This is a genomic window from Vibrio proteolyticus NBRC 13287, assembly GCF_000467125.1.
GTDB lineage: Bacteria > Pseudomonadota > Gammaproteobacteria > Enterobacterales > Vibrionaceae > Vibrio > Vibrio proteolyticus.
Genome location: NZ_BATJ01000013.1, coordinates 19,549 through 45,243, shown reverse-complemented (window position 1 = coordinate 45,243; position 25,695 = coordinate 19,549). Strand labels below are relative to the sequence as shown.

Genomic DNA, 25,695 nt, shown 5'->3' with positions numbered 1-25,695 from the left:
TGCACTGTTCCACGGTAGGGAGCGTGTTGGCTGGGCCAGAACAGAGCAGGGCGAATATCCCTCATCCGGGGCGATACCGGGATGAAATCCGGGTATCCAGACTCCGAAAAAAGTTGTTAACAACCTCGGTGTTCAGAGTCAGAAATAGCATCTCTACATCTAACAAGTCGATAACATACCCCCTGTCATGAGAACAATCAATCAAAAATTTCCAATAGGAAACACAGTTTCCATTTCTGTTACCCAGAGCACGCTTTATTTCCTGGTGTGGTCTTTAATCAACAATGAGCTTCGTGCAACAATGATTTTCAATACAGGGAGAAGACGTGAAACAGAGGGAAAGCATGTCAGAAGACATCTATGATGAGTACCCGTCGTTGACGCTGGCAAAAGAAGCTGGCGACCAGAATATAGAGCCGTTAAAACTGGGACAACGCATTAAAGATATTCGTGCGAAATTGGGCCTCACTTTGGAAGAGGCCAGTCAGCGTACTGGATTGGCTCGTTCAACGCTGAGTAAGATAGAGAATGAACAGATCTCTCCGACCTTCCAGGCGATGCAAAAACTGGCGGCTGGACTGCAAATAGATATGCCACAACTCTTTGAACCACCTAGAAAAAAGGTAGCAACCGGTCGGCGAGATATTTCTCGCGCTGGCGAAGGGAAACCGCATCCGACACCGACCTACGAACACGAGCTGCTTGCTACGCAATTATCCAATAAAAAAATGATGCCGTTTAAGAGCCGTATCCGTGCCCGAACGTTTGAAGAATACACCGACTGGGTGCGTCACGATGGCGAGGAATTTCTGCTGATTTTATCCGGTGAAGTGATGTTCTATTCTGAGTTCTATGAACCGGTAGTGATGCACGAAGGTGACAGCGTTTACTACGATGCCAATATGGGTCACATGCTGGTTTCTGTCAGTGAGGAAGATGCGCATATTTTGTGGGTCACTGCGAAGTAATATCGCAAAAAGTAAAATTTCCTATAGTGAATGCAAACGTTTGCCATTGCAGTTAACGTGAATGAAAAAGCGTCATGTTGATGTGAAAGTCATCGATGTGGCGCTTTTCTTTAACGATTTTTAAATGTGTCTAACTTGTTAAATGTCACATTTTGAACTGTTTTGAACTTGTTAATGGTGAAAAAGAGGCGCATGCTTGTTTACTATAGGAAACACGGTTTCCGTTTCGGAAAAAATCGCAATTCATCGCGGCTAACTCAGAGAGTCTGGCTTAATGGAGAAGAAGATGACTCAAGAACTACTGAAAACACCTCTGCATGCGCTTCACGTTGAAGTGGGTGCGAAAATGGTCCCTTTCGCTGGTTACGATATGCCAGTGCAATACAAGCTGGGTGTCAAGAAAGAGCACCTGCATACTCGTGATGCTGCGGGTCTTTTCGATGTTTCTCACATGGGTCAACTTCGTCTGCATGGCGAAGGGGCGGCGGCGTTCTTGGAATCGCTGGTGCCAGTCGACATCATCGATTTGGGTGCAGGAAAGCAACGCTATGCCTTTTTTACCAATGAGCAGGGCGGCATTATGGATGATCTGATGGTGGCGAATCTTGGCGATCATCTGTTTGTGGTGGTGAATGCGGCGTGTAAAGAACAGGACATCCAACATCTGCAAGCACATCTGCCCGCTGAGGTTGAGCTGGAGCTGATCGAAGATCGCGCGCTACTGGCATTGCAGGGTCCAAAAGCCGCAGAAGTGTTGAAACGCTACCAGCCAGCGGTGGCCGACATGCTGTTTATGGATGTACAGAAGCTGACGATCGATGGCGTTGAATGCATTGTAAGCCGCAGCGGTTATACCGGTGAAGATGGCTATGAAATTTCTGTACCGGCAGAGCACGCGGCAGCGTTTGCCAGCAAACTGACCGCAGAAGACGAAGTGGAGTGGATCGGCCTGGGCGCTCGTGATTCGTTGCGTCTTGAGTGTGGATTGTGCCTTTACGGTCATGATTTGGATACCACGACGACACCGGTTGAAGCAAGTTTGCTATGGGGCATTCAAAAAGTGCGTCGTGCGGGCGGCGAACGTGAGGGCGGCTTCCCTGGAGCGGATATCATTCTAAACCAGATTGAAACCAAAGATGTGTCACGCAAGCGGATTGGCTTGGTTGGTCAAACGAAAGCGCCGGTCCGTGAAGGTACCGAACTGTATGACGGTGAAGGCAACAAAGTCGGGATCGTGACCAGTGGTACTGCTGGCCCAACAGCGGGTAAGCCGGTTTCAATGGGTTATGTCCGTACGGATCTGTCGGCTGTCGGCACCGAACTGTTTGCCGAAGTGCGCGGAAAAATGCTGCCAATGACCGTTGAGAAAATGCCCTTCGTTCCACAACGTTACTATCGTGGCTAGAAACTAGCGAATAATTGACTTAATTTATGGGAGAGACCGTATAAAATCGGTGTCTCCCATTTTTTATAACTCAAATAATAAGTTGTTCCTACAGGAAGGAGTCATACCTTATGAACAAGTGGACGTGTATGGCTGCCGTGTTGTCTATTTCTGCCAATGTGGCCGCAGCCGATTTTCAACCTTATATTGTCAACGGAACCAGTGCGTCCGTGACCACCTATCCATCGTATGTTGCCCTGTTTTACGACCGTATTGATTACGATGGACGCTATGGCAGCGGCAGCTACTGTGGTGGTACCCTGCTGAACAATCAGTATGTTCTGACCGCAGCACATTGCGTGTTTAACGATGAAGAGGGCAATCTGTTTACCTCTGTGGTGCCTAAGCTTCAGCTCGAAGGTGACTTTCCTTCCAACGTGCAGGAGCGGGTGATGGTCTCCGAGATTTATTATCCGTCGACCTATGAAGATGAAACCCTGTTTAACGATATTGCCATTCTGAAGCTGGAGCGGGCGTTAACGACCGTCAGCAGCGCGGATTACGCTATTCGACCGACAGTGGACGATTACTCAACCTACCGCGCTTACAGCCAAGAGTTTAAGGCGGTCGGCCATGGTGATACGCGGAGTAACGCCGATGAAAGCAATGAGTTACTGCAAACTACACTGACCTGGGTGCCAAACAACCAGTGCAATTACACGGTAACCACCGACAACAACTTGTGTATGCAAGGTGAAGTGCCCACTGGTTCAACGCTGGAAAATGCGACTTGTCAGGGCGATTCTGGCGGCCCGCTCTACTGGTACAACGGTACGGAATATGTTCAGGTTGGCGTCACCAGTTTTGGTCCGGATACGCAGTGTGGCGATCCGAGCGCCAGCATCAATGCGACATCGGTATTTTCTGAGGTGATTCGCTTTTCAAGCTGGATTGACAACGTGTTAAATGGTGGGGAATCGCCAAAATTCGTCGCTACAGATTCGCGCCGCAATGACTTCCTGTCTGGCACCGACAGCAGTTCATCGGGCGGCGGTGGCGGCGGTAGCCTCGGCATCATGACTTTCGTATTTTTGTTGATGGCGGGTGCCTTACGTAAGCGCTAAGCCGTCCATGCGATTCGATTTAACGAGATAAGCGCGAAAGGAATCCTTTCGCGCTTTTTATCGACCGGAGAAGAAATCAGAGAAATTGATGGTTATTGATAGTTTTCTTATAAATGAGAATATCAGTGTAACCTTATGATTTGAATTTAATAAAATCGTTTGCATATCTACTCCTTTAGTAGTGACCGATTGACAATTGACCATTAAACGATAGTTTTAGGTTATTACAATACGTTGGCTAGTTTGGAGGATGAATATGTTGGGCAACGGAAAGGCTCAGGTCACACTGCTATCTGATGTCAGTATGCAGTCGAACCTGTTTAAAGATTCGCTCGAATCCCATTTGAACATGTCCGTTAGTGTGGTTCCATTCGCCACATTCTCAGATGCTCCTCACCCGGATACCATCTTCAGTGAAGTGGTTCTGATTGATTTCTCTTATTTGGATGACAAGAAATTTGAGGTTTACACTCAGATTAAGAGCCGTCTTGATTACGAGCTGAAAGAGATCGTGATTAATTGTCCGAAAGACATCCCATCTGTCGATTTATTTAAATGGCGCAATCTGGTGGGGGTGTTTTACCTCGATGATGATCTGAAATTGCTGATCAAAGGTATGGAAAAGATCCTCGAAGGTGAGATGTGGTTGTCACGCAAGCTCGCACAAGATTACATTCATCATTTCCGTAGCTCTAATGCGGTAACCACGTCTCAGACCTACGCAAATTTGACCAAACGTGAAAAAGAAATCATTCGTTTGCTCGGGCAGGGGGCTTCGAATATTCAGATCGCCGATGAACTGTTCGTCAGCGAAAATACGGTCAAAACCCATCTGCACAACATCTTTAAAAAGATCAATGCCAAGAATCGATTGCAGGCTCTGCTTTGGGCTAACAATAACATTGGTATTGAAGAAAGGGTGTAGCAGCGCGTTAACAAGATGGATACAGGGAAGCGGAATGCTTCCCTGTTTTATTTCTGCTTCGTGCGATTACTCGAGCGGTTTAACGCCTTGCAAGACGAATAATTGAAGCCAAACGTGCGTTTTATTCCAGTTATTTTCTGAAAACAAAGATTGCGGCATACTTCTCAGCGCATGACTGTTATTAACATGACTGAATTTTATCCGCATTTTCAGGGAGTAACTATGAAAAAAACGTCGTTAGCATTATCTCTGCTGGCACTGATGTCCACCGGTAGCGTTCAGGCTGCAGAATGGGGTTACAGTGGTCAGCATGGCCCGGCGTATTGGGGCAATGTATCGTCGACCTGTGCCGATGGCAAAAACCAGAGCCCGATCGACATCAGTGGAGCGGTGGACGCGGATCTCAAGGATCTCGAGATTACCTACCAGGGAAATGTGACTGCATTAACCAATAACGGCCACACACTTCAGGCCGAGGTGTCGGGTGACAATACCCTGTCTCTTGATGGCACGACGTACAAATTACTGCAGTTCCACTTCCATACCCCGTCTGAAAATCTGATCCGCGGTAAGCAATACCCGTTGGAAGCGCATTTTGTTCACGCAGATCGCAGTGGGAATTTGGCGGTACTGGCCGTAATGTTTGATAACGGCGCCGAGAACCCACAGATGACTCAACTGACAGACACCTTGCCGGGCAAAGGGGAAACCGTGAAACTTAACCCATCTTTCCCGGTTGCATCATTATTGCCAAAACTGGCACATTACTATCGGTTCAACGGTTCATTGACCACACCTCCTTGCAGTGAAGGCGTACGCTGGTTGGTGGTCAAACAGCCACAGCAACTGGCCGGAGAGCAAACTCAACAGTTGATGGATGTGATGGGACACAATAACCGCCCGGTACAAGCGAAGAATGCCCGGGTAGTTCTGAAAAACGACTAGGACGGCGCCGCGATTCAGCCTGTCTTTCCGACGGGCTGAAGATACTATTTTGGCTGGTTCAGTTCAGCGTACTGATGCAGTAGCTCAGTGAGTGCTTTAACCCAACCAAATGCATCGGAAGGGGCTGATTTGAGGAGCACTTCCACATGGTTGCAGTGCGTTTCCAGACTAATGACTTTTTCCAAGTTAAACGAGACTGCATAGAAATGCCACAGTAGTAAACGGCTCATGCGTACGATATTCTGCTGAGCATTGTTCGATTCACCAAATAAAGCCGGTAACTCGCTCAACGCTATTGCATGCAAACGTAACATTGCGTCAAACTTCGCTGCCTGCAGGCGCTCTTCGTTTTCTGTCTCTTCGGCATCAAAGGTAAACAACTCACTGGCAGACTCCTCCGGTACCAGTCGATGCAACATGCGCATACTGAATGTTTCCAGCTCTTCTCTGGGCATTGATTGCAGGTTGGTCAAAGTGTAATCCGTTTGCATGTGGCTCTCCGGGGTAGTCGAACAAAAGGCCGCTATTGTAACGATTCACTGCCAGATTACCATGTTCTTATTGATTGAAAGACGGCCGATTTTTTCTTCATAATGCCGGGTAACTTGCGCTTATTTCTGAATCGCTTCATGACCCCTGATGAAAAGCGGTAATTCGCTTTACAGCCAGTGAAAAGGGGCTAAAATCGCGATCAATCTCTTCACTTTAAGGTATTGATGTGTCACCAGTTATGATTGGAAACTGGATGGCAGCGCTTTCATTTGTCCTCTGGGGCCTGCTACCGCTTTATTACCAACATTTGCCCGCGGCCGCGCCGGATGAGTTACTGGCCGTGCGTTTGATCGCGTCTGTCCCTGTTGCCTGGTTGATTGTGGCGCTGTTTGGCAAGCTATCTGCTCTGAAGACGTTACTGCAAGACAAACGATCATTGTGGTATGCCTTTCTCGGCAGCAGCCTGATGTCAATCTCTTGGGTTGCTTTCACCTGGGCGATGACTCACGAGCGGGTGATTGACGCCAGTTTGGGGTTCTTTATCAGCCCGCTGACCATGAATGCGCTCGGGATTTTTGTCTTAAAAGAGACCATCTCAGCCGGAAAGAAACTCGCGTTATTTCTGGCATTTATTGGTCTGTCCTATCAGGTATACCAGTACGGGCAGGTCCCCTACGTTGCATTGGTTATGGCGATTTTCTTCACCTTGTATGGCTGGTGTAAGAAGAAAATTCAGTACACCTGGAGCGTAAGCTTGTTTGTGGAAGCTACTACGCTCGCGCCTTTGGCCATTATGTACTTGTTGTTCAAACACGTCAGTGTCGGCGCCGTGTCGTTGAATTCAGGGTGGGAAACGCTGGCATTATACGCCGGTGCGGCGCCAATGACGCTTGGGCCGCTGGTGTTTTATTCGATTGCGCTGCGCCTAACGACCATGTCGACTGTGGGTTTGATGCAGTACATTGAACCGAGTATCCAGTTTTTGTTGGCGGTGTGGTTTTTTGGTGAGATCTTCGACAGTGTAAAGGCGGTCAGTTTCGCATTTATTTGGGTTGGCTTACTGCTGACCATTTCTGAGACGTTGATTAGACGGGCGAGAAACCGACGGATGGCCCGCCTTATCTGAAACAAATTATATCTCCGTATGAGAAGGCCTCACCGTGATGGTGAGGCCTACTTTGATTACCTATTTAAGCCGACGCTGTTAGCGAGATAATAGAATTGAAGGCATTACTTACAAAAATAACGTTAGTACTAGTTCCTGTCCCTTGCCATTCGTTCGAAAGTTTGCATCTCGTATTCATGCCTTAGTGTGATCTACGTTCAACTTCAATGACGCTCAATCCATACAACCAATAATTCAGTGTGATCTGTAGCGATGGGTGAATCGGTTTGTATGATTTTTGTTCTGTTCTGGTGGTTATTTGAACGCTTGAACGTTTGCGCAAAAATATGTGATGAATATCTCGTTATGATGGCTATACTTGCCGCCCGGTTATGAGCCTTCGCTCAGCCAATACAAGCCGTCACATGGAAAGTGAATGACCCCACGGACCGGACCAGCTACGTTCCCCAAAGCTTGTATAAGGTGATCTTTACATGAATGTTGTATTTGGATTAATCGGCATCGTTGTCCTGTTGATATGCGCGATCCTGTTGTCAGAGAGTCGCAGAGCCATCAACTGGAAGACGGTTTCCAGAGCCCTGTTGCTCCAGGTTGGGTTTGCAGCCCTAGTGCTCTATTTCCCATGGGGACAAGCGGCTCTGACCAGCCTCAGTAGCGGTGTTTCCAGCCTCCTTGGTTTTGCCGATGAAGGCATCCGTTTTCTCTTCGGAGATCTTGCAAGTTCTGGTTTTATCTTCGCTGTCCGCGTCCTTCCTATTATCATTTTCTTCAGCGCCCTTATCTCTGCCTTGTATTATCTGGGCATCATGCAGAAAGTCATCGAATTCATTGGTGGCGGTATTCAAAAATTTCTTGGAACCAGTAAAGCCGAATCTTTGGTGGCCACTGGTAATATCTTCCTCTCTCAAGGTGAATCTCCGCTTTTAGTCCGTCCTTTCCTGGCCCGCATGACCCGCTCCGAACTGTTTGCTGTAATGGCCGGTGGTATGGCGTCAGTTGCCGGTAGTGTATTGGGTGGATACGCCGGGCTGGGTGTGGATCTGAAATATCTGATTGCCGCCAGCTTTATGGCAGCGCCGGGCAGCCTGATGATGGCTAAGATCATTGTACCGGAGCGCGAAACAGCGGTTGACCAGTCAGACATTGAGATGGACAAAGCTCAGGAGAGTAACGTTATTGATGCGCTAGCAAGTGGCGCGATGAACGGCATGAAGGTTGCCGTGGCCGTTGGTACTATGTTGATTGCGTTTGTCAGTGTGATTGCCATGGTGAACACAGGCCTTGAGAGCCTGGGGGAAGTGTTCGGATTTGCAGGTATTACGTTGCAGGCAATTTTCGGCTACCTGTTCTCGCCACTGGCATGGGTGATTGGCGTGCCAGCAGACGAAGTGCTGATGGCCGGATCGTACATTGGCCAGAAGATCGTCATGAACGAATTCGTTGCCTTTATTGATTTTGTCGAGCACAAAGCTTTGTTGTCAGAACACTCGCAAATCATCATTACTTTCGCACTGTGTGGCTTTGCCAACATTGGCTCGATTGCTATCCAATTGGGTTCAATCGGCGTGATCGCGCCAGAGCGTCGCTCGGAAGTGGCCAGCCTGGGCATCAAAGCCGTATTGGCCGGTACACTGGCCAATCTGATGAGCGCTTGTCTGGCGGGTATTTTTATTCTGTTGTAATGATGGCCTGAGCCTCCGTATCGCGGAGGCTCTTTTTTCTTCTTTTCCTCATTGTCTTTTCAATCTGGGTTTGAGTGCTCGTAAAAAGTAGCGCCAAACTTGCGAATTTTTGTTCAGAACACGCCTTGCAACTGCATGCTTCCGGCCACTTTTAGGATCGTAGGATGTGTTAGCCTCGCATTGGGTCTGCATAAAATATCACTATTTATTTCAGTAGGTTACAAATTGACCGCTTTTTTGGTGGGTGAATCATGCACTTTTTTGGTGCGCAAGTCATTGAATTTTATTGATAAATCTGTGTAATGATTAGTTGTTATATATTTGTTAATTAAATATAACGCAATGAATTAATTAAAAAAAATTATTGTTTACTCTATAAAATAACATGGATTAATTTTATAGAATGTCAACTCTAATTGACGTGGGATATAAAATATTTTTCTTACAAACTGGAATGTTACAGAAATGTAATTAATGGTTATTTCGCGAGTTATCGCAGGAGGGTTTAATTTCTGATTTATCAGTAGTTAAACAACGATTGAAAATAATCTCCAGGATTGAGAAATGAATAAAACACAACGTCACATCAACTGGCTGCTGGCTGTTAGCGCGGCAACTGCGCTACCTGTCACCGCTGCAGAAATGATCAACGTAAATGATGGCAGCCTGCTAAACCAGGCTCTTAAAGCTCAGTCACAGAGCGTTGCCCCGGTGGAAACCGGATTCAAACAAATGAAACGAGTTGTTTTGCCAAATGGCAAAGTGAAAGTTCGTTATCAACAAACTCACCACGGTCTACCGGTTTTCAACACCTCGGTAGTGGCGACTGAATCGAAGTCTGGTAGTAGCGAAGTGTTCGGTGTGATGGCTCAGGGTATCGCAGACGACGTGTCTACACTGACGCCATCCGTTGAGATGAAGCAGGCCATTTCAATTGCTAAATCGCGTTTCCAACAGCAAGAAAAAATGGTTGCGGAACCTGCAACGGAAAACGAAAAAGCCGAGTTGATGGTTCGTCTGGACGACAACAATCAAGCGCAACTAGTGTATCTGGTTGATTTCTTCGTTGCCGAGGATCACCCAGCGCGTCCTTTCTTTTTCATTGATGCGCAAACGGGTGAAGTACTGCAAACTTGGGATGGTCTGAACCATGCACAAGCTGACGGTACTGGCCCTGGCGGTAACACCAAAACAGGTCGTTATGAATACGGTTCTGACTTTCCTCCGTTTGTCATCGATAAAGTCGGCACTAAGTGTTCAATGAACAACAGCGCGGTAAGAACGGTTGACCTGAACGGCTCAACTTCAGGTAACACCACTTACAGCTATACCTGTAACGACTCAACCAACTACAACGATTACAAAGCCATTAACGGCGCGTACTCGCCACTGAACGATGCCCACTACTTCGGTAAAGTGGTTTTCGATATGTACAAAGACTGGATGAACACCACACCACTGACGTTCCAGCTGACTATGCGTGTTCACTATGGTAACAACTACGAAAACGCGTTCTGGAATGGTTCATCCATGACCTTCGGTGATGGCTACAGCACCTTCTACCCGCTGGTGGATATTAACGTTAGTGCCCACGAAGTGAGCCACGGTTTCACCGAACAAAACTCGGGTCTGGTGTACGAGAATATGTCTGGTGGTATGAACGAAGCGTTCTCTGATATTGCAGGTGAAGCAGCAGAGTTCTACATGAAAGGCAGCGTTGACTGGGTTGTCGGTGCGGATATCTTCAAATCATCCGGCGGTCTGCGTTACTTTGATCAGCCTTCGCGTGACGGCCGTTCTATCGACCATGCGTCTGACTACTACAATGGCCTGAATGTTCACTACTCAAGTGGTGTATTCAACCGTGCGTTCTACCTGCTGGCTAACAAAGCGGGTTGGGATGTACGCAAAGGCTTTGAAGTGTTTACCCTGGCTAACCAATTGTACTGGACAGCGAACAGCACATTTGATGAAGGCGGTTGTGGTGTAGTGAAAGCTGCGAGCGACATGGGTTACAGCGTTGCAGACGTAGAAGATGCGTTTAACACGGTAGGCGTTAACGCGTCTTGTGGTGCAACTCCTCCTCCGTCTGGCGATGTACTGGAAATCGGTAAACCGCTGGCGAACCTTTCAGGTAACCGCAATGACATGACTTACTACACGTTCACACCAAGCAGCTCATCTAGCGTAGTGATTAAGATCACTGGCGGTACAGGTGATGCAGACCTTTACGTGAAAGCGGGTAGCAAGCCAACCACGACTTCTTACGATTGCCGTCCATATAAGTATGGTAACGAAGAGCAGTGTTCAATTTCAGCGCAAGCGGGTACTACGTATCACGTTATGCTGCGTGGTTACAGCAATTACGCTGGTGTAACTTTGCGTGCTGACTAAACTCAGAATGGAACCAGTGAAGGCGCACCTTAAGGTGCGCCTTTTTTGTATCAGGCGATCTGTGTAAACGTGACCTGATCGAAGTGAGGATTGGCCGCCAGCGCTTGCATGCTGTGTAAGGACTCGGTGGGCAACGTCTCATGGCCACTGGATGTCGCAATGACGATGGCCTCTTTTCGTTCTGTGGTGTATGTTGTATCGACCGCCGTCCCTTCCACAATCGTGCCGTTGAGCAGTTTGAGTCTGACTGGCAGGTGATAAAGGCAGGCAATCTCGATGTAATCGTACTGGCTGCAGGACATCATAGTAGGCTCCTAAGAGTAGAATATGGCCAGCCAGATCGTTTCCGTATTCGGATCTGTCCAACTGACGCGATGGCGTGTGTGAGCCGGAATATTGAGACAGTCTCCGGCACGTAGCGTTACTTCACGGTTGTCGGCGTATAGAATACGACCGGCACCAGCGAGCAAGAGCACCCATTCATGCTCAGTTTGATCGTACCAGTGATTGGGAGGCGAAGAGTGGCCTTTGGACACGATACGCTCAATACGTAAGGTGTCGTGGCGTAGCACATCTTCGAACACTTCTTCACTGAGGTCGACAGGCAGGTTAGCCAGTAAACTAAATGGTTGACTCATGACCCGCTCCGCGTTGGTGATTCAGATTCTGAAGTACTGTTTGCCACGTTTTGAGTGTGTGCTCGTCGAACAGATAAAACACGATCTCTAGGTCATGAAACTCTTCTTGCATACACGTGCGCAGAGCCTGGTACGCGGCGTCTTCAATCGGGTAACCGTAAACCCCGCAAGAGATCGCCGGAAATGCAATGCTGTGGCAATGATATTGCCGAGCCAGTCGCAGTGAGGCGGCATAGGCCGCTGTCAGCAAACGCGCGGGATCGGCACTTTGATGATAGATGGGGCCGACGGTATGAATGACATAACGTGCTGCCAGTGCGCCAGCCGAGGTAATGCGAGCTTCGCCTGTCGGGCAGCGGACACCTTCCACTGCCGGCACTTGACGACAAGCCTCCAATAGCGCTGGCCCTGCCGCACGGTGAATGGCGCCATCAACGCCACCGCCTCCCAACATCACCGGGTTGGCCGCGTTCACGATAGCATCGGTGGTGGCTGTTGTGATGTCTCCTTGCTGGAGGCGTAATGTACTCATACGCTATAACACCTCAGGGTTGGCGATATTGTGTGGTCGTTGCTCAGCATACGCCCGCACATTGTCAAACGCGTACCTAAAGTAAAGCTCATAACTGCCTTGTTCGACATAGCCAATATGAGGCGTGGCGACGACATTGGGCAGTGTTAACAACCATTGGTTGGTTGCATACGCCGGCTCCTGTTCAAACACATCAATCGCCGCCATTTTGCCCGGATGAGCGGACAGGGTGTCGTACAGCGCCTGAGGCTCGATAAGCTCAGCGCGGCTGATGTTAACTAGCAGAGCGTCGGGTTTCATTTGCTCAAGATCGTCCCGTGTGACGATATGACGTGTTGCGTCGTTCAGGCGTAGATGCAACGACACGATATCACAGTGCGTGAAAAACTGGTCACGGTTAGTAGCGGCTTGGTAACCCATGACTTGTGCTTTTTCACGTGATGCCTCACTACCCCAGATCATTACTTCCATGCCGAAAGCCGTGGCGTAACCTGCGACACGTTGTCCGATTTTCCCAAATCCCCAGATCCCCAAGCGTTTGCCCTCCAGTGTTCTTCCCAGAAAAGGTTGTCCCGATTGTTGCCAGTGACCGTTTTGCAACCGGTTGATATAGCTGGGAATGTGTCGCATGGCGGCCATGATTAATGCCCAGCAAAGCTCTGAAGGGGCAACCGGCGATCCGACGCCTTCAGCAACGGCTACCCGGTAGCGATTGCAGGCATCCAAATCAAGGTGGTTACTGATTTTGCCCGTCTGGCTGATGAGCTTCAAATTAGGCAGGCGTGAGAGCAGAGCGTCGTTAATGAGCGTCCGTTCTCGAATGAGCACTAAGACGTCGAATGATTGAAGCATGTCCGCCAGTTTTTCGATGTCGGTTACCGTGTGATTAAACACCGTGACATCCATATCATGTAGCAGAGAGAAACACGCCAGATGACGAACCTGATCTTGATAATCGTCCAATACCGCAATACGCACAACAGACTCCTTGTGTCAGAAAAACAATGCGAGCAGGTTCTGAAATGCAACCAGTAACTTATCTGCCGCAATTGCGCGAATAATACGCCAGACGACAGTAGGTGGGTAGCGGATTGGCTGGTTTCATTTCTTGGGTTTGAGCTCGACCACGTTTCCTTCCGGATCCTGAATGTAAAGTGAACGACCAAAACCTTCCGCGCCATATCGCTCGGCGAACTCAGAGACTTCAATGCCGTGCGAAATCAGGTAGTGCGCCAGATCGGCTTCTTCCACTGGTGCCATTTGCAGACAGAAATGATCAACATTACGCCCATCCTGTTGGGGAGCCTGGCCGCCAAGTTGACCCAGTTCGCTGTCAACCGGCACGATGTCAATCAAGGCACTTCCGGCTCGCAGTTGGATCAGGCCAATATCGGGTGCCAGTTCACGTTCAATCGGACAACCCAGAACATCTCGATAAAACGTCAGCATGGCTTCAATGTTGCTCGTGCGTAAAACGATGTGATCCAGTCCGTGGATGTGAATCATGTCAGCTCCTTATCGAATCAGGTGAATCGCCAGTATTAGCATGATCAAGCCGATCACGATTTCAAAGACCTTCCAGGCTCTCGCATGGCGAAAAATTGGGATCAGTGCTTTGGCGCCGAACCCCAAGCTAAAGAAAAAGACGAATGAGGCCGTCATTGCGCCCACCGCAAACGGGATTCTCTGACCGTCATACTGAGTGGATACCGAACCAAGCAGTACGATGGTATCAAGATAAACATGGGGGTTAAGCCAAGTGAATGCAAGGCAGATCAAGGCTGTTTTAACAGCACTGTGCTTGGCGTCACCTGCCGGGTTCAGTGCATGGTTTTCCCGATATGCCGACAGAAAACTGCGCAGAGCATACCAAAGCAGAAACAGTGCTCCGGCATAACGGGCAACACTTTCAATCATCGGAAACGCGTTGACCATCGCGCCAAATCCGGCCACGCCAGCGGAGATCAATATTGCGTCCGAGCATGCGCACAGTGAGCACACCAGCAGCACATGGTGCTGCCGAATGCCTTGTTTAAGTACAAACGCATTTTGTGCGCCGATGGCCAAAATGAGTGACAAGCCGAGTGTAAACCCGGCGAGAGCAGCAGCAATCATGCCTGGTCGAGCGGTTCTTTCTGGTACTGGTGTTGCAGAATATACATGCGTTTCACGTCTTGATACTGGCCATTGATAAAGTATTCTTCCACCAGGTGGCCTTCTTCAATAAAGCCGCATTTCTGATAAAGGTGAATCGCTTTTTTATTTTCGACTGCAACCAGTAGGTAAATCTTGTGCAGGTTCAGTACCGAGAAGGAATAGTCCAGCGCACGCAATATCAATTCGGTGGCGAATCCACGCCCCTGATACGCTGGGGCGACAATGATCTGGAACTCTGCGCTTCGGTGGATGTAATTGATTTCAATCAGCTCCACCAGACCGATCAGGCTTTGGTTTTCGTCTTCAACGACAAATCGCCGTTCGGCATCATCGTGAATATGACGCTTATAGAGCTCTTCCAGTTCATCAAATGACTCATACGGTTCTTCAAACCAGTACGACATGATATTGCGGTTGTTATTAAGATCATGGATAAAGCGCAAATCGGAGCGTTCCAACGCGCGTAACTTCAGTCCACTGTTCATGGTCGAGGCCCTTGAAAAGAATATGCATAAACACTCGCTGCTATGGCAGCGAAACATCAGTTAAAAGCTCGAGCCCGGTTGTTGTAAGAAGTCCATCTCCTCGTCAGTGCTGAGCCGGCCGAGGATTTCGTTTCGGTGTGGGTATCGGCCAAAGCGGTCAATGATGGCTTTGTGTCGGAGCTCGAAATCATAGTTGTACTCCAATCCGGGACAACTGAAAAGCTTCATAGCCTGTTCGTGAATGCGTCTGGACTCACTGTGCATAAATGGCATGTATAAAAAGCTTTTTTCGTCAGCGTTGAGGGCATCGTCCGCACCGGCTGCGATGGCTTCCTGTGCCAGAGCAAGAGCAAGCGGGTCTTGTGCGAACGCTCGGGGAGTATTGCGGTAAACATTGCGTGAAAACTGATCAAGAACGATGATTTCGGCTAGTCGACCATGCGGATTGCCGCGCCAGTTATACAATTCCGCCTGTGCCGCACTGTCGAGGACATCGGTAAAACGCTCGGTGATACGTTCATCCAGCGTGGGATCGCCGGAGAACCAGTCTTTCGATTCCAGTTCCTGAAACCAAAAATTGAGAATTTCCTGATACATAGCGCGTCCTTGAGTTTCTGTTTAACGATGTTTCATCCTAGGATGCAAATCGCACTTAAGTCAAAACTTCGGCTCGAATGGGCTTAAGTGCGACGTTTCACTTAACGAAGATGTTTCCAGTACTGGTACAAACCATAGATATCCGACGAACAAAGCTGGGGCATTGCACCTTTGAGTTGTTCATCTGGCCAGTCCCACCATTGGATTTCGAGCAATATCGCCACCTCTTCGTCGGAGAAGCGATGACGAATATGGCGGGCAGGGTTGGAGCCAACAATGGAGTAAGGTTCAACATCTTTGGTCACAACGGCACGACTGGCAATCACGGCGCCGTCGCCGATCGTCACCCCTGGCATAATCATCGCTTCTGAGCCTATCCAGACATCATTACCGATGACCGTGTCGCCTGCGGGTTTAAAGGCATCCAGCGCCCCTTCAAATGCGGGATTTTCCTGATAAAAAAATGGGAAAGTCGTGGCCCAGTCAGTGCGATGACCCTGATTTCCCGCCATCATGAATACGGCGCCTGAGCCTATCGACACATAACGGCCAATGATCAATTTGTCCACGTCGGAGCGATCTGGCACAAGATAACGGACGCAGTCATCAAAGCTATGACGGTGATAGTAGCCTGAGTAGTAGCTGTGGTCGCCAACAATGATGTTGGGATTGGTGACTTGCTCTTTCAGGGATTTGCCAGCGAATGGACTTTCGAAATAGTTTTTCATTGCTGATTGATATCCTTGTTGTTGGTTCAGCGCCGAGTCTAAGGCGACTCGTCTGACAGCACAAACGATTTGTTATCAAAGCAATTTTTGTTTATTTCAGATCAATGGACACTGAGAAAATAAAAAAGGCCACACTGTGGCCTTTTTGTCCTTAGGGTAAGCTTAGCTGTTGCCTTTTTTGTCTTTCTTATCTTTGTTGTGGCCCTGACCTGGGTTGTCATCGCCGTGAACACTGCGGCTCTCGCTGTCCATCTGGCCTTTGCCTTTTTCCGGGTCACAATCTTCAGATTTGATCTTGATGTTATCGCCATCCATTTTCAGACAATCTTTACTGACTTCCATCTTGTCGGTAGAGATGGAAATATCGGCGTACGCCACTGAACAGGGCAGTAGCAGAGCTGCGAGTAAGAGTGATTTCTTCATGCTTTACCTGTTAAGGAGTTATTGAACGGAACTCCCTGAGTGTAGCAGACCCGATTTCAGCCCGTGTGCTTTGTGCCACAATACTCAGAAATGAGGCGTGCCAGCTTGTCTATCCCTTGTTGCCAGTGACGTTCATCCCGGTAGTGCGCGCAGCTGAGCCTTAGGGCGTTGCGAAAACCGTCTGATGTCGCAAACACGGTTCCGGGTAGCAGACTGATTTTGTGTTCATGACAGGCTCGGTAAAGGGCTTCGCTGTCAAACTCCCCATCGATGAGCAGCCAGGACAAGTAGCCACCGTCCGGTTGAGTCAGATAAAAGCGCTTGTGCAAATTAGAGTATCGGTTCAATGCGTCACTTAACTGTTGGTGCAATCGGCGTTGGTTGTGCTGATACGTCCGGCGCATTTTGTTGATGTGCTGGCGGTATTTGCCGGTTGTCAGAAACTCAGCTGCCGCGGATTGGATCAGGTTCTGACTGCCCATATTTTCACAGATCAGCAGTTTTTCAATCTCTGGCTGATAGCACCCGGCAATCAACCAGCCAAGACGCAGACGTGAATCGAGCGTTTTAGAGAGGGAATTGACGTAGATGACCCGTTCGTCGCTGGCCAGCGCGGCCAGAGGCGCAATGCCCTCATCAAACGCCAAAGCGCCGAATACATCATCTTCGATGATAGGTATACCCGAAGAGGCGTCAAGCAAGGCCAATCGTTTCTCTAGTGGCATTCTGGCTCCGGTCGGGTTAGCGAAGTTGGGAGTCACCAGAATCGCACGAATGTCCCAGCGTTTGAGCGCCTTGGCAAGTGCAGTGGGATCCATGCCAGTTCGGACACAGCCGGGAATTTCTACGACCTGTAACCCAAGTGATTCCATCAACAACAAATTGCCGAAATAACAGGGAGATTCGACGGCAACAATATCGCCCGGCTTGGTTAACGCGCGCAGTGCCAGACTGATGGCTTGCTGGGCTCCGTTGGTGACAGCGATATCGTCTAAAGTGGCGGGGACACCAAGATCCCGGCTGATCCTGACCAACTGCTGCAAGAGTAGATTATGTCCGGGAGGAAGTTGGTAGTGGCTTGGCATCTGACTTTGCAGGCGACTATGCCGGCCTATCGTAGCATAGAGGCTTTTGATGGCGGGCGCGTCTATGTTGGGATGAGCGGATCCCAGCGGAAGACGCTCCTTCTCTTCACGGTAGGTAAGGATCTCTTTAGATAGCGACAGTAAATCCACTCGTCTTGGCGGTTGTTGGGGAATCTGAGGGCTAGGTGTCGATTTGACTCGATAGCCTGACTTTTCGACTGCATAGACCACACCAGCGGCTTCCAGTTCTTGATACGCACGGATCACGGTATTTTTGCCGACGTTGAGCGTCTGGCTCAGTTGGCGAATGGACGGGAGCTTATCTTCCGCCCGGTAAAGCCCGCCATCGATGGCTTGTCTCAGATGGTATTCGACCATCAAATACTTGTTCGGAGTGTCCATTCTGTACCCATGTAAAATAAGTAAGCTGTGCCTTTTAATATTTCTGTGCCCAACTAAAGTAACGTGAAACTGAGATGAAAAGCCAGAGGAAAGGACATGTTGGTTCGCTTTATTCCGTTTGTATTTGTGATTCTTTGGGCGTCTGGCTTTGTTGGAGCCAGGCTGGGTCTGCAGTACGCAGAGCCAGCCACCCTATTGACCATCCGAATGGTCTCGAATGTGGTGCTGTTTTGGTTGTTGATTTTGGTGTTGCGGCGGCGTATTCCGCGTGGGAAAGCTCTGTTGCACAGCGTGGTTGTCGGTGTCTTGATCCACGGATTTTACCTGGGAGGCACTTATCTGGCGATTGACTTGGGGATGCCTGCCGGGCTGAGTTCCTTGTTGGTCGGGACGCAACCGATACTGACTGCTTTATTATTGGTTCTTTTTACGGCAGAGCGGTTTCGACGTTCTCAATGGCTGGGGTTAGCGCTTGGCTTTGTTGGGATCAGCTTGGTTCTGGCCGGGAATATGGCCTGGCAATCGGACCAGCACAAATGGCTGGCGATCGGGTTGTGTGTGGTGTCTCTGTTGGGGATCACGTTGGGTACTCTGTATCAGAAAAAATGGTGTAAAGGTTGTGACATGGTAGGCGGTGCGATGATCCAGTACCTGGCTGCCAGTACACTGTTTTTACCATATGCAATGCAGTACGAAACCATGCAGGTTGAATGGAACATGACGTTCATTCTCACCATTCTCTGGTTGGTGGTCGTGTTGTCCTGTGTTGCTATCTTGTTGCTCCTGTATATGGTGGAACATGGTGCCGCATCCAATGTGGCTTCGGTGTTCTATTTGGTGCCGCCAACCACGGCTATACAGGCTTGGTTGGTATTTGGTGAGTCGTTTGACCTTTTGGGCGCACTTGGTTTTCTCTTGTCTGCCTGCGCAGTGTATCTGGTAGTGCGTAAACCGCGGCTGGTGCCGGAGAAAACCTCGGAAGTGGTGGCGGCATCTTAGTGTGCAATTCAGGCGGTCTGAAACTGACCGCCTGTTTGTCACCAATTGTTAGGTTACTCTCCACCGTGGGCCGCACAGTGCAGAGGCACCAGCATATCGCCCTTTAGAGTAAGTTACAGCATACGCTCACCCAATATAATGGAGGTTTGTTCTAAATTGTTTGGGATACATGGTGCCAAAACCCGATCGAATGACCGCAATGCAACAATTGATTGATGAGGTCAAAGCCACTTTGCCGATTTATGCTCCAGAGACGTTTGTGTGCGGTCCGCAAGGCAGTTGCCTTGGGTGCCCGAAAAAACTGCTTGAAATGGTGGAATCTGAACTGTGTTATTGGGAGTCGGCATTGAGAAGGGGCGTCATACCCCAGTTCGATGAGATTCGACGGTTTGGCAAGCTGTGCTTGAGTGTGCGTCGCGCGCTGCTGCGAAATCAGATTCCTTTGCTGCAAAAGAAAAAGCCCTGACCAACGTGGCCGGGGCTGAAAAAAGTAGTGTCAAAGTGACAGTGGTTACATAACTTAATCGGGTTTATTCTAAGTGGGTTTCGATAACGCTTTGTTTGGATTACGTTAATATTCAATCAGAAAGCGGTTGAAAGCATGATTGTTTGCTGAAGAGTTCGGGAGTATTCTTGGCGGGTAAATAGGGGAGAATCATGGCACGTCCTAAAAAACAGCGCACCATCTGCGCGCGCCCACCATACAGCTGCTACAAGCCCAACGGCGTACCCATGACGGAGTTAAGTCAGGTCGAGTTATTGTCGGAAGAGTTTGAAGCTTTGCGTCTGGCCGATCTTGAAGATTTGAGTCAACAGCAGGCAGCAGACCAAATGCAGGTCTCCCGCCAGACTTTTGGCAACATCGTAAAGCGTGCCCGTCATAAAGTGGCTTTGGCTCTGGTTCAGGGACAGGCACTGTATTTCCGCTTCGAGGACTAATGAGCGCGAGAGCGCTTGTCAGGCTCTTGTATCTGATACAAGGTCTTTGATTTCTCCTCATTTTCGCAACTGGTTTTACAATCGCAGACTTTGTCGACACCAATCTGGTTAAGACCTCCACAGCTCCCTTTGATACTGGCGCGGTGAAAGATAACGCCTAGTGCCATAAGCGCGATGATGCCCACGAATGCCAAAAACGCAATGATGAACTCAGTCATTGATCCGCTTTCCCCCGTTAATCTGCGTCAACTCGACCTGTGAGGATAAAGGCTGTAGTCGGTTTGGTGATACGCCCATTCTGCATGCCTGTTGCCGGCGAGATTGCCGGGTTTCCTCACTATTCAGTGTAGTTAATTCAGCGAGGTTCAACTCTTTTGGCGCTGTTTTCTGGTGACAGTGCCATACTGCAAGGTTTCGCTGGCGCAGTTTGATAAACATACGCTCGCCGATGTGACGCACGACTACGCCGTCTATACCGGAGGCGGCCAGTTGAGTAAGCAGTTCCGCTTTTCCCCGGCAGCCTGAAGTGCGAACGGCAGGATTGATAAAGCGGCGTAGTTCACCCAACTGCGTATCATAGATCATAAACTGCTGTGCTTTACTGAAATGAGCGGAGATAACGCCGCGATGCAATGGAAGAGCGATTTTCATGTGTTTTTCTCCTGTAAGAGCGTTCAGGAGCACAGTACGAAAATTATTAGCATATGCCAATAACTGGAATTGAAAACTTAGACTGCGGAAACATGAGACGTAAAAATGGCAATAAAAAAACCGGGGAACGCCCCGGTTATTGTATTGATATGAGTTGTACACAAGAGACTAGAAAATGCAGTGTTTGGTGAAGTCTTTGGCTTCGTTTGTTGTCCAGTCACCTTTCGGCTTTTCTTTCATATCGTTGCACCAGGCTTCGCTGCCCACTTTTGTACAACCAAACAAAGTGGCACTCATTAACAACATTGCTGCCAATTTTTTCATTTTCTTCTCCATTTTATCCAACGGTTAGGTGTGCGGCTGACTTTAGATAGCAACCCGTGCAGCTTCGTCAGGGGGATGTCAATATTCAGTACAATCAGAGTATTGCGACAGAATTGGCTGACCAATATACCCTTAATTGCAACATCGATCAGAAGATACAGTGTTTCGCGTAGCTGGTGGCTTCGTTTGCGCTCCAGTCACCTTTCGGTTTTCTGTCCATATCTTCACACCAGGCTTGGCTGCCAATCTCATTCTGAAAAACGCAGTATTGGGCGAAGTCAACTGCGTTCTGACCTGTCCATTCCGTTTTTGGCTTGTCTCTTAGTGCACTGCACCAGTTTTTGCTACCGACTTCATCACTGCAGGCCGATAAGGCACCAACCGTTAACAGTAAAACAACCAGTTTTTTCATTGTTCGGATAACCCTGTATTAAGCAATGTCCGCTACTATACCGAAAATATTAGTTTCAATGTTAACACCCGGCCAATTCCCATCTCACTGATATGATTGTCAGTGAAAAGGATCACTTTTTCAGCGTCCGTGAGTCACCATTGGCAGATCCGAGTCACATATTCGAGACGGTTGAGATGCAACAGCATTTATTCACGTTAGTATGGCATCGAAACGTTTCGATGAGTTTTCTGACAATAACATTCAACCACTGAAAAACTCTTTGTTGTCTTAACGTACCGGTGAATCCAGACGGGTTTCTGCCGCTTAATCAAGGTGAATACATGAAAAAAAGTACCCTCATCAACTCAGAGCTGTCTTATTTGGTTGCCACGTTGGGCCATACTGACGAAATCACGATTTGTGATGCTGGTTTGCCGATTCCGGATCAAGTACAGCGGATCGATCTCGCGTTGACTCACGGCATTCCGGGATTCATCGAAACCGTGCGTGTCATCCTGTCCGAGTCTCAGATTGAAGGGGTTGTGATTGCCAGAGAGTTCGAACAGGTCAGCCCGGAACATCATCGGGCACTGATCAACGAGCTGGAGCACGAACAGGAAAGTACCGGACGTGAGATCACCGTTCAGTACTTATCACATGATGATTTTAAGCAGCGTACCCACCAGAGCCGGGCAGTGGTTCGTACTGGTGAATGTACGCCGTATGCCAACGTGATTTTTCAGGCCGGTGTGGTGTTTTAAATCCGTATTGAAACGATTGGGAATTCTCTATGACTCAAGCGATATTACAGCTCAGCGAGATTGAAAAAGCCTTTCCTGGTGTCAAAGCGCTCGACAAGGCCAGCCTGAAGGTTTATCCGGGCCGCGTAATGGCCCTGATGGGGGAAAACGGTGCCGGAAAATCGACCTTGATGAAAGTTCTGACGGGGATCTATTCACTGGATGCCGGTTCGATTTCGTACCAAGGGCAACCGGCGGCATTTAAAGGGCCGCGAGATTCTCAGCAGGCCGGAATCAGCATTATTCACCAGGAACTGAACCTGATACCAGAACTGACCATTGCTGAAAACATATTTCTCGGCCGCGAATTTACCAGTGCATTGGGCCGGATCCAGTGGGACAAAATGTACGAGCAAGCCGATCAACTGCTGGCGCGTCTGAATGTGCGGCACAGTGCCAAAACACTGCTCGGCGAGCTTAGCCTGGGTGAGCAACAAATGGTCGAAATCGCTAAAGCGCTGTCGTTTGAATCCCGCGTGATCATCATGGACGAGCCGACAGATGCGCTTACGGATACGGAGACAGACTCTCTTTTCGCCGTGATCCGGGAGCTGCGTGAGCAAGGTTGCGGGATTGTGTACATTTCTCACCGACTGAAAGAGATCTTTGAAATTTGTGATGACATCACGGTGCTTCGCGACGGCAAATTCATCGGTGAGTGTCAGGTGTCAGATACCAACGAGGATGGCCTGATTGAAATGATGGTCGGGCGCAAACTGGAAGAGCAATACCCGCGTATTGATGTGACACATGGTGACGTCTGCCTGGAAGTGGAAAGGTTAACCGGGGCGGGCGTGAAAGACGTGAGCTTCACGTTGCAGCGAGGCGAAATTCTTGGAATTTCGGGGCTGATGGGCGCTGGGCGTACGGAACTAATGAAGGTGATTTACGGTGCTCTGGCGAAGCAAAGTGGTGTTGTCCGTCTTGACGGTGAAGAGATCAACCCGACGTCACCACAAGGTGGCTTGGCGAGCGGTATCGCTTACATTTCGGAAGACCGTAAAGGCGATGGCCTAGTGCTGGGGTTGTCGGTGAAAGAAAACATGTCACTGTGCGCGCTCGATCAACTGAGCCGGGGTTGTCAGATTCGTCACGCTGATGAAATCATGGCCGTGGAAGACTACATCGGCTTATTCAATATTAAAACACCGTCGCGTGACCAGATCATCGGTAACTTGTCGGGAGGGAATCAACAGAAAGTCGCGATTGCCAAAGGTTTAATGACTCGCCCGAAAGTCCTGATTCTGGATGAGCCAACGCGCGGAGTTGACGTCGGCGCCAAAAAAGAAATCTACCAACTGATCAATAAATTTAAAGCGGCGGGGATGAGCATCATTCTGGTGTCATCGGAAATGCCAGAAGTGCTGGGCATGAGTGACCGTATTTTGGTGATGCATGAAGGTCGCATCAGTGGCGAGTTTGATGCCGTTGATGCCGATCAGGAAAAACTGCTGGCGTGTGCAGTAGGTAAAATGATTAACGAGGAAGCAGCATGAGTACCAATACCATGAGCAAACCACAACCAGCCAGCACAAAGAAGCTGTTTAGCAAAGAGTGGCTGATTGAACAGAAGTCGCTGATAGCACTGTTATTTTTGATCATTGTCGTATCGTTTCTGAACCCCAATTTCTTTACCGTCGACAACATTCTCAACATTCTACGCCAGACGTCAGTCAATGCCATCATCGCGGTGGGGATGACCTTGGTAATTCTGACCGCAGGCATTGATTTGAGCGTCGGATCCGTTCTGGCACTGTGTGGCGCGTTTGCCGCCAGCCTGATAGCGATGGAAGTGCCTGTCTTGATCGCGGTACCAACGGCACTGCTCGCGGGGGCGGCTCTGGGCGCAATCAGCGGCATTATTATCGCAAAAGGGAAAGTGCAGGCTTTCATTGCCACTCTGGTGACGATGACGTTATTGCGTGGCGTGACCATGGTTTACACCGACGGACGTCCAATTTCTACTGGTTTTACTGATACGGCGGACGCGTTCGCCTGGTTCGGTACCGGATACGCACTGGGAATTCCGGTCCCTGTCTGGCTGATGGTGATTGTGTTCGCCGCTGCCTGGTATCTGCTCAATCATACTCGTTTTGGCCGCTATGTTTATGCGCTGGGCGGAAACGAATCGGCGACCCGTTTATCTGGCATTAATGTCGACCGTGTGAAAATCGGGGTATACGCCCTGTGTGGTTTGCTGGCAGCGCTGGCAGGCATCATTGTGACCTCACGTTTGTCTTCGGCCCAGCCAACCGCGGGTATGGGGTATGAACTCGACGCCATCGCGGCGGTGGTACTGGGTGGTACCAGCCTGATGGGCGGTCGTGGACGTATCATGGGAACCTTGATTGGTGCGCTGATTATCGGTTTCCTGAACAATGCACTTAACTTGCTCGACGTGTCTTCCTACTACCAGATGATTGCCAAAGCTGTGGTCATTCTTCTGGCGGTACTGGTCGATAATAAAAATAAATAAATCAATACGATATCTGGTTGGGGCAGACGCTCCAACCCACCCTGCAACAAAGGACTATAACGATGAAAAAACTGGCAACTCTTATCTCTGCTGCACTCCTTTCTTCCACCGTTTCTGTTGCTGCTCAGGCACAGGACACAATGGCGATTGTGGTATCGACACTGAACAATCCGTTCTTTGTCACCATGAAAGACGGCGCGGAAGCCAAAGCCAAGGAACTGGGGTATAACCTGATTGTTCTGGACTCGCAAAACGACCCGAGCAAAGAACTGTCAAACGTTGAGGATCTGACCGTTCGTGGCGTTAAAGCGATTCTGATCAATCCAACCGACTCGGATGCGGTGTCCAATGCCATCCGAATGGCGAACCGCTCTAAGATTCCGGTACTGACACTGGACCGCGGTGCGAGCCGAGGTGAAGTGGTTAGCCATATTGCATCGGACAACGTGGTCGGTGGAGAAATGGCGGGTCATTTCATCATGGAAAAAGTGGGTGAAAAAGCCAAAGTCATCCAGTTGGAAGGCATCGCAGGAACCTCGGCGGCACGTGAGCGTGGAGAAGGCTTTATGAATGCGGTAAAAGGCAGCAACATGGATCTGCTCGCCAGTCAGCCTGCGGACTTTGACCGCACCAAAGGCCTCAACGTAATGGAAAACCTGCTGGCTGCGAATCCGGATGTTCAGGCCGTATTTGCTCAAAACGATGAAATGGCGTTGGGTGCACTGCGTGCGGTTCAGGCTTCAGGTAAAGACGTCATGATCGTGGGCTTTGATGGCACGGAAGATGGTATTGCGGCGGTTAATCGCGGAAAACTGTCGGCAACCATCGCGCAGCAACCGGACTTGATCGGTGCGTTGGGCGTTGAAACGGCCAACAAAGTACTTAAGGGCGAGAGCGTGGATGAGTATATCCCGGTGCCGCTTAAAGTGGTCACGAAGCAGTAATCATTATGCCCCGCACCACAAACGTGCGGGGCATTTCTGACCCTCGACAGGGTCGATACTTGTGCGTGTTTACGAGGACGT

General features: G+C 49.3%; 31 protein-coding genes. 15 read left to right on the top strand and 16 right to left on the bottom strand.

Features of this window, described 5'->3' with window-relative positions:
• The first annotated feature begins 344 nt into the window (after window positions 1-344).
• The 5 genes from VPR01S_RS15725 (at window position 345) to VPR01S_RS15705 (ending at window position 5,346) form a co-directional block, all read left to right on the top strand.
• On the top strand, window positions 345-968 hold the full coding sequence (locus VPR01S_RS15725) for a helix-turn-helix domain-containing protein (RefSeq protein WP_040902896.1): 624 nt from the start codon (window positions 345-347) through the stop codon (window positions 966-968).
• A gap of 286 nt (window positions 969-1,254) precedes the next feature.
• Window positions 1,255-2,373: a glycine cleavage system aminomethyltransferase GcvT gene (gene gcvT / locus VPR01S_RS15720; protein WP_021706348.1), complete on the top strand. Its 1,119-nt coding sequence runs from the start codon at window positions 1,255-1,257 to the stop codon at window positions 2,371-2,373.
• A 110-nt stretch (window positions 2,374-2,483) separates the two neighbouring features.
• Window positions 2,484-3,476: a S1 family peptidase gene (locus VPR01S_RS15715; RefSeq protein ID WP_021706347.1), complete on the top strand. Its 993-nt coding sequence runs from the start codon at window positions 2,484-2,486 to the stop codon at window positions 3,474-3,476.
• 250 nt (window positions 3,477-3,726) lie between these two features.
• Window positions 3,727-4,401 carry a LuxR C-terminal-related transcriptional regulator gene (locus VPR01S_RS15710; RefSeq protein ID WP_439654059.1) on the top strand — a complete coding sequence of 225 codons (675 nt, stop codon included), beginning with the start codon at window positions 3,727-3,729 and terminating at the stop codon, window positions 4,399-4,401.
• 222 nt (window positions 4,402-4,623) lie between these two features.
• Complete coding sequence (locus tag VPR01S_RS15705) at window positions 4,624-5,346, top strand: carbonic anhydrase (protein WP_021706345.1); 723 nt, start codon at window positions 4,624-4,626, stop codon at window positions 5,344-5,346.
• Window positions 5,347-5,390: 44 nt separating this feature from the next.
• Here VPR01S_RS15705 and VPR01S_RS15700 read toward each other — a convergent pair whose 3' ends face one another.
• Window positions 5,391-5,837, bottom strand: coding sequence for a hypothetical protein (locus VPR01S_RS15700; protein WP_021706344.1), 447 nt, complete (start codon window positions 5,835-5,837; stop codon window positions 5,391-5,393).
• Window positions 5,838-6,091: 254 nt separating this feature from the next.
• Between VPR01S_RS15700 and rarD the strand changes: the two genes are divergently transcribed.
• The 3 genes from rarD to nprV all read left to right on the top strand — a co-directional run bounded on the left by rarD (window position 6,092) and on the right by nprV (window position 11,040).
• Window positions 6,092-6,964, top strand: coding sequence for an EamA family transporter RarD (gene rarD / locus VPR01S_RS15695; protein ID WP_021706343.1), 873 nt, complete (start codon window positions 6,092-6,094; stop codon window positions 6,962-6,964).
• Between the two features lie 473 nt (window positions 6,965-7,437).
• On the top strand, window positions 7,438-8,646 hold the full coding sequence (locus VPR01S_RS15690; protein ID WP_021706342.1) for a NupC/NupG family nucleoside CNT transporter: 1,209 nt from the start codon (window positions 7,438-7,440) through the stop codon (window positions 8,644-8,646).
• A 564-nt stretch (window positions 8,647-9,210) separates the two neighbouring features.
• The gene (gene nprV / locus VPR01S_RS15685; protein WP_021706341.1) at window positions 9,211-11,040 is read left to right on the top strand and encodes a vibriolysin; all 1,830 of its coding nucleotides are present in this window, start codon (window positions 9,211-9,213) and stop codon (window positions 11,038-11,040) included.
• Window positions 11,041-11,090: 50 nt separating this feature from the next.
• Here nprV and VPR01S_RS15680 read toward each other — a convergent pair whose 3' ends face one another.
• The 11 genes from VPR01S_RS15680 to VPR01S_RS15630 all read right to left on the bottom strand — a co-directional run bounded on the left by VPR01S_RS15680 (window position 11,091) and on the right by VPR01S_RS15630 (window position 18,087).
• The gene (locus VPR01S_RS15680; RefSeq protein ID WP_021706340.1) at window positions 11,091-11,345 is read right to left on the bottom strand and encodes a Rho-binding antiterminator; all 255 of its coding nucleotides are present in this window, start codon (window positions 11,343-11,345) and stop codon (window positions 11,091-11,093) included.
• Between the two features lie 9 nt (window positions 11,346-11,354).
• Window positions 11,355-11,678 (bottom strand): cupin domain-containing protein, encoded by a 324-nt coding sequence (locus tag VPR01S_RS15675; protein ID WP_021706339.1) that lies wholly within the window; start codon window positions 11,676-11,678, stop codon window positions 11,355-11,357.
• Window positions 11,662-12,210: an O-acetyl-ADP-ribose deacetylase gene (locus tag VPR01S_RS15670; protein ID WP_021706338.1), complete on the bottom strand. Its 549-nt coding sequence runs from the start codon at window positions 12,208-12,210 to the stop codon at window positions 11,662-11,664. Before VPR01S_RS15670 ends, VPR01S_RS15675 begins: the two co-directional genes overlap by 17 nt.
• 3 nt (window positions 12,211-12,213) lie before the next feature.
• A complete protein-coding gene (locus VPR01S_RS15665) occupies window positions 12,214-13,188 on the bottom strand; it encodes a D-2-hydroxyacid dehydrogenase family protein (protein ID WP_021706337.1) in 975 nt (324 codons plus the stop codon).
• Between the two features lie 123 nt (window positions 13,189-13,311).
• On the bottom strand, window positions 13,312-13,716 hold the full coding sequence (locus VPR01S_RS15660) for a VOC family protein (protein ID WP_021706336.1): 405 nt from the start codon (window positions 13,714-13,716) through the stop codon (window positions 13,312-13,314).
• Window positions 13,717-13,725: 9 nt separating this feature from the next.
• On the bottom strand, window positions 13,726-14,325 hold the full coding sequence (locus VPR01S_RS15655; protein WP_021706335.1) for a LysE/ArgO family amino acid transporter: 600 nt from the start codon (window positions 14,323-14,325) through the stop codon (window positions 13,726-13,728).
• The gene (gene speG, locus VPR01S_RS15650) at window positions 14,322-14,852 is read right to left on the bottom strand and encodes a spermidine N1-acetyltransferase (RefSeq protein WP_021706334.1); all 531 of its coding nucleotides are present in this window, start codon (window positions 14,850-14,852) and stop codon (window positions 14,322-14,324) included. Before speG ends, VPR01S_RS15655 begins: the two co-directional genes overlap by 4 nt.
• Before the next feature lie 60 nt (window positions 14,853-14,912).
• Window positions 14,913-15,449 carry a DUF924 family protein gene (locus VPR01S_RS15645; RefSeq protein ID WP_021706333.1) on the bottom strand — a complete coding sequence of 179 codons (537 nt, stop codon included), beginning with the start codon at window positions 15,447-15,449 and terminating at the stop codon, window positions 14,913-14,915.
• 101 nt (window positions 15,450-15,550) lie between these two features.
• The gene (gene catB / locus VPR01S_RS15640; protein WP_021706332.1) at window positions 15,551-16,177 is read right to left on the bottom strand and encodes a type B chloramphenicol O-acetyltransferase; all 627 of its coding nucleotides are present in this window, start codon (window positions 16,175-16,177) and stop codon (window positions 15,551-15,553) included.
• A gap of 162 nt (window positions 16,178-16,339) precedes the next feature.
• Window positions 16,340-16,600, bottom strand: a complete 261-nt coding sequence (locus VPR01S_RS15635; RefSeq protein ID WP_021706331.1) for a hypothetical protein — start codon at window positions 16,598-16,600, stop codon at window positions 16,340-16,342.
• A gap of 56 nt (window positions 16,601-16,656) precedes the next feature.
• Complete coding sequence (locus VPR01S_RS15630; protein WP_040902893.1) at window positions 16,657-18,087, bottom strand: aminotransferase-like domain-containing protein; 1,431 nt, start codon at window positions 18,085-18,087, stop codon at window positions 16,657-16,659.
• A 96-nt stretch (window positions 18,088-18,183) separates the two neighbouring features.
• On the opposite strand from VPR01S_RS15630, the gene VPR01S_RS15625 reads away from it, so the two are divergent.
• From VPR01S_RS15625 to VPR01S_RS15615, 3 genes are all read left to right on the top strand, one after another.
• Complete coding sequence (locus VPR01S_RS15625; RefSeq protein ID WP_021706329.1) at window positions 18,184-19,086, top strand: DMT family transporter; 903 nt, start codon at window positions 18,184-18,186, stop codon at window positions 19,084-19,086.
• Window positions 19,087-19,255: 169 nt separating this feature from the next.
• Window positions 19,256-19,552, top strand: a complete 297-nt coding sequence (locus VPR01S_RS15620) for a hypothetical protein (RefSeq protein ID WP_040902892.1) — start codon at window positions 19,256-19,258, stop codon at window positions 19,550-19,552.
• A 191-nt stretch (window positions 19,553-19,743) separates the two neighbouring features.
• A complete protein-coding gene (locus VPR01S_RS15615; RefSeq protein ID WP_021706327.1) occupies window positions 19,744-20,025 on the top strand; it encodes a DUF134 domain-containing protein in 282 nt (93 codons plus the stop codon).
• Here the strand turns inward: VPR01S_RS15615 and nqrM are convergent.
• The 4 genes from nqrM to VPR01S_RS15600 form a co-directional block, all read right to left on the bottom strand.
• Entirely contained in the window at window positions 20,022-20,243 is a 222-nt protein-coding gene (gene nqrM, locus VPR01S_RS15610) for a (Na+)-NQR maturation NqrM (RefSeq protein ID WP_021706326.1), read from the bottom strand. The two genes, VPR01S_RS15615 and nqrM, sit on opposite strands and share 4 nt — an antisense overlap.
• The gene (locus VPR01S_RS22005; protein ID WP_021706325.1) at window positions 20,236-20,676 is read right to left on the bottom strand and encodes a NifB/NifX family molybdenum-iron cluster-binding protein; all 441 of its coding nucleotides are present in this window, start codon (window positions 20,674-20,676) and stop codon (window positions 20,236-20,238) included. Before VPR01S_RS22005 ends, nqrM begins: the two co-directional genes overlap by 8 nt.
• A gap of 168 nt (window positions 20,677-20,844) precedes the next feature.
• Window positions 20,845-21,000 (bottom strand): DUF3012 domain-containing protein, encoded by a 156-nt coding sequence (locus tag VPR01S_RS22380; protein ID WP_021706324.1) that lies wholly within the window; start codon window positions 20,998-21,000, stop codon window positions 20,845-20,847.
• Between the two features lie 148 nt (window positions 21,001-21,148).
• Window positions 21,149-21,412: a DUF3012 domain-containing protein gene (locus VPR01S_RS15600; protein WP_021706323.1), complete on the bottom strand. Its 264-nt coding sequence runs from the start codon at window positions 21,410-21,412 to the stop codon at window positions 21,149-21,151.
• 323 nt (window positions 21,413-21,735) lie between these two features.
• Between VPR01S_RS15600 and rbsD the strand changes: the two genes are divergently transcribed.
• The 4 genes from rbsD (at window position 21,736) to rbsB (ending at window position 25,614) form a co-directional block, all read left to right on the top strand.
• The gene (rbsD, locus tag VPR01S_RS15595; RefSeq protein ID WP_021706322.1) at window positions 21,736-22,155 is read left to right on the top strand and encodes a D-ribose pyranase; all 420 of its coding nucleotides are present in this window, start codon (window positions 21,736-21,738) and stop codon (window positions 22,153-22,155) included.
• 29 nt (window positions 22,156-22,184) lie between these two features.
• Window positions 22,185-23,690, top strand: coding sequence for a ribose ABC transporter ATP-binding protein RbsA (gene rbsA / locus VPR01S_RS15590; protein ID WP_021706321.1), 1,506 nt, complete (start codon window positions 22,185-22,187; stop codon window positions 23,688-23,690).
• Window positions 23,687-24,670: a ribose ABC transporter permease gene (gene rbsC / locus VPR01S_RS15585; RefSeq protein ID WP_021706320.1), complete on the top strand. Its 984-nt coding sequence runs from the start codon at window positions 23,687-23,689 to the stop codon at window positions 24,668-24,670. Before rbsA ends, rbsC begins: the two co-directional genes overlap by 4 nt.
• 62 nt (window positions 24,671-24,732) lie before the next feature.
• Window positions 24,733-25,614, top strand: coding sequence for a ribose ABC transporter substrate-binding protein RbsB (gene rbsB / locus VPR01S_RS15580; protein WP_021706319.1), 882 nt, complete (start codon window positions 24,733-24,735; stop codon window positions 25,612-25,614).
• Window positions 25,615-25,695 lie beyond the last annotated feature (81 nt).

Bases quoted from the DNA above. Each gene is read 5' to 3' on its own strand.
- VPR01S_RS15725 (WP_040902896.1), top strand. From the start codon at position 345: ATGTCAGAAGACATCTATGATGAGTACCCGTCGTTGACGCTGGCAAAA.
- gcvT (WP_021706348.1), top strand. From the start codon at position 1,255: ATGACTCAAGAACTACTGAAAACACCTCTGCATGCGCTTCACGTTGAA.
- VPR01S_RS15715 (WP_021706347.1), top strand. From the start codon at position 2,484: ATGAACAAGTGGACGTGTATGGCTGCCGTGTTGTCTATTTCTGCCAAT.
- VPR01S_RS15710 (WP_439654059.1), top strand. From the start codon at position 3,727: ATGAATATGTTGGGCAACGGAAAGGCTCAGGTCACACTGCTATCTGAT.
- VPR01S_RS15705 (WP_021706345.1), top strand. From the start codon at position 4,624: ATGAAAAAAACGTCGTTAGCATTATCTCTGCTGGCACTGATGTCCACC.
- VPR01S_RS15700 (WP_021706344.1), bottom strand. From the start codon at position 5,837: ATGCAAACGGATTACACTTTGACCAACCTGCAATCAATGCCCAGAGAA.
- rarD (WP_021706343.1), top strand. From the start codon at position 6,092: ATGGCAGCGCTTTCATTTGTCCTCTGGGGCCTGCTACCGCTTTATTAC.
- VPR01S_RS15690 (WP_021706342.1), top strand. From the start codon at position 7,438: ATGAATGTTGTATTTGGATTAATCGGCATCGTTGTCCTGTTGATATGC.
- nprV (WP_021706341.1), top strand. From the start codon at position 9,211: ATGAATAAAACACAACGTCACATCAACTGGCTGCTGGCTGTTAGCGCG.
- VPR01S_RS15680 (WP_021706340.1), bottom strand. From the start codon at position 11,345: ATGATGTCCTGCAGCCAGTACGATTACATCGAGATTGCCTGCCTTTAT.
- VPR01S_RS15675 (WP_021706339.1), bottom strand. From the start codon at position 11,678: ATGAGTCAACCATTTAGTTTACTGGCTAACCTGCCTGTCGACCTCAGT.
- VPR01S_RS15670 (WP_021706338.1), bottom strand. From the start codon at position 12,210: ATGAGTACATTACGCCTCCAGCAAGGAGACATCACAACAGCCACCACC.
- VPR01S_RS15660 (WP_021706336.1), bottom strand. From the start codon at position 13,716: ATGATTCACATCCACGGACTGGATCACATCGTTTTACGCACGAGCAAC.
- VPR01S_RS15655 (WP_021706335.1), bottom strand. From the start codon at position 14,325: ATGATTGCTGCTGCTCTCGCCGGGTTTACACTCGGCTTGTCACTCATT.
- speG (WP_021706334.1), bottom strand. From the start codon at position 14,852: ATGAACAGTGGACTGAAGTTACGCGCGTTGGAACGCTCCGATTTGCGC.
- VPR01S_RS15645 (WP_021706333.1), bottom strand. From the start codon at position 15,449: ATGTATCAGGAAATTCTCAATTTTTGGTTTCAGGAACTGGAATCGAAA.
- catB (WP_021706332.1), bottom strand. From the start codon at position 16,177: ATGAAAAACTATTTCGAAAGTCCATTCGCTGGCAAATCCCTGAAAGAG.
- VPR01S_RS15635 (WP_021706331.1), bottom strand. From the start codon at position 16,600: ATGAAGAAATCACTCTTACTCGCAGCTCTGCTACTGCCCTGTTCAGTG.
- VPR01S_RS15630 (WP_040902893.1), bottom strand. From the start codon at position 18,087: ATGGACACTCCGAACAAGTATTTGATGGTCGAATACCATCTGAGACAA.
- VPR01S_RS15625 (WP_021706329.1), top strand. From the start codon at position 18,184: ATGTTGGTTCGCTTTATTCCGTTTGTATTTGTGATTCTTTGGGCGTCT.
- VPR01S_RS15620 (WP_040902892.1), top strand. From the start codon at position 19,256: ATGGTGCCAAAACCCGATCGAATGACCGCAATGCAACAATTGATTGAT.
- VPR01S_RS15615 (WP_021706327.1), top strand. From the start codon at position 19,744: ATGGCACGTCCTAAAAAACAGCGCACCATCTGCGCGCGCCCACCATAC.
- nqrM (WP_021706326.1), bottom strand. From the start codon at position 20,243: ATGACTGAGTTCATCATTGCGTTTTTGGCATTCGTGGGCATCATCGCG.
- VPR01S_RS22005 (WP_021706325.1), bottom strand. From the start codon at position 20,676: ATGAAAATCGCTCTTCCATTGCATCGCGGCGTTATCTCCGCTCATTTC.
- VPR01S_RS22380 (WP_021706324.1), bottom strand. From the start codon at position 21,000: ATGAAAAAATTGGCAGCAATGTTGTTAATGAGTGCCACTTTGTTTGGT.
- VPR01S_RS15600 (WP_021706323.1), bottom strand. From the start codon at position 21,412: ATGAAAAAACTGGTTGTTTTACTGTTAACGGTTGGTGCCTTATCGGCC.
- rbsD (WP_021706322.1), top strand. From the start codon at position 21,736: ATGAAAAAAAGTACCCTCATCAACTCAGAGCTGTCTTATTTGGTTGCC.
- rbsA (WP_021706321.1), top strand. From the start codon at position 22,185: ATGACTCAAGCGATATTACAGCTCAGCGAGATTGAAAAAGCCTTTCCT.
- rbsC (WP_021706320.1), top strand. From the start codon at position 23,687: ATGAGTACCAATACCATGAGCAAACCACAACCAGCCAGCACAAAGAAG.
- rbsB (WP_021706319.1), top strand. From the start codon at position 24,733: ATGAAAAAACTGGCAACTCTTATCTCTGCTGCACTCCTTTCTTCCACC.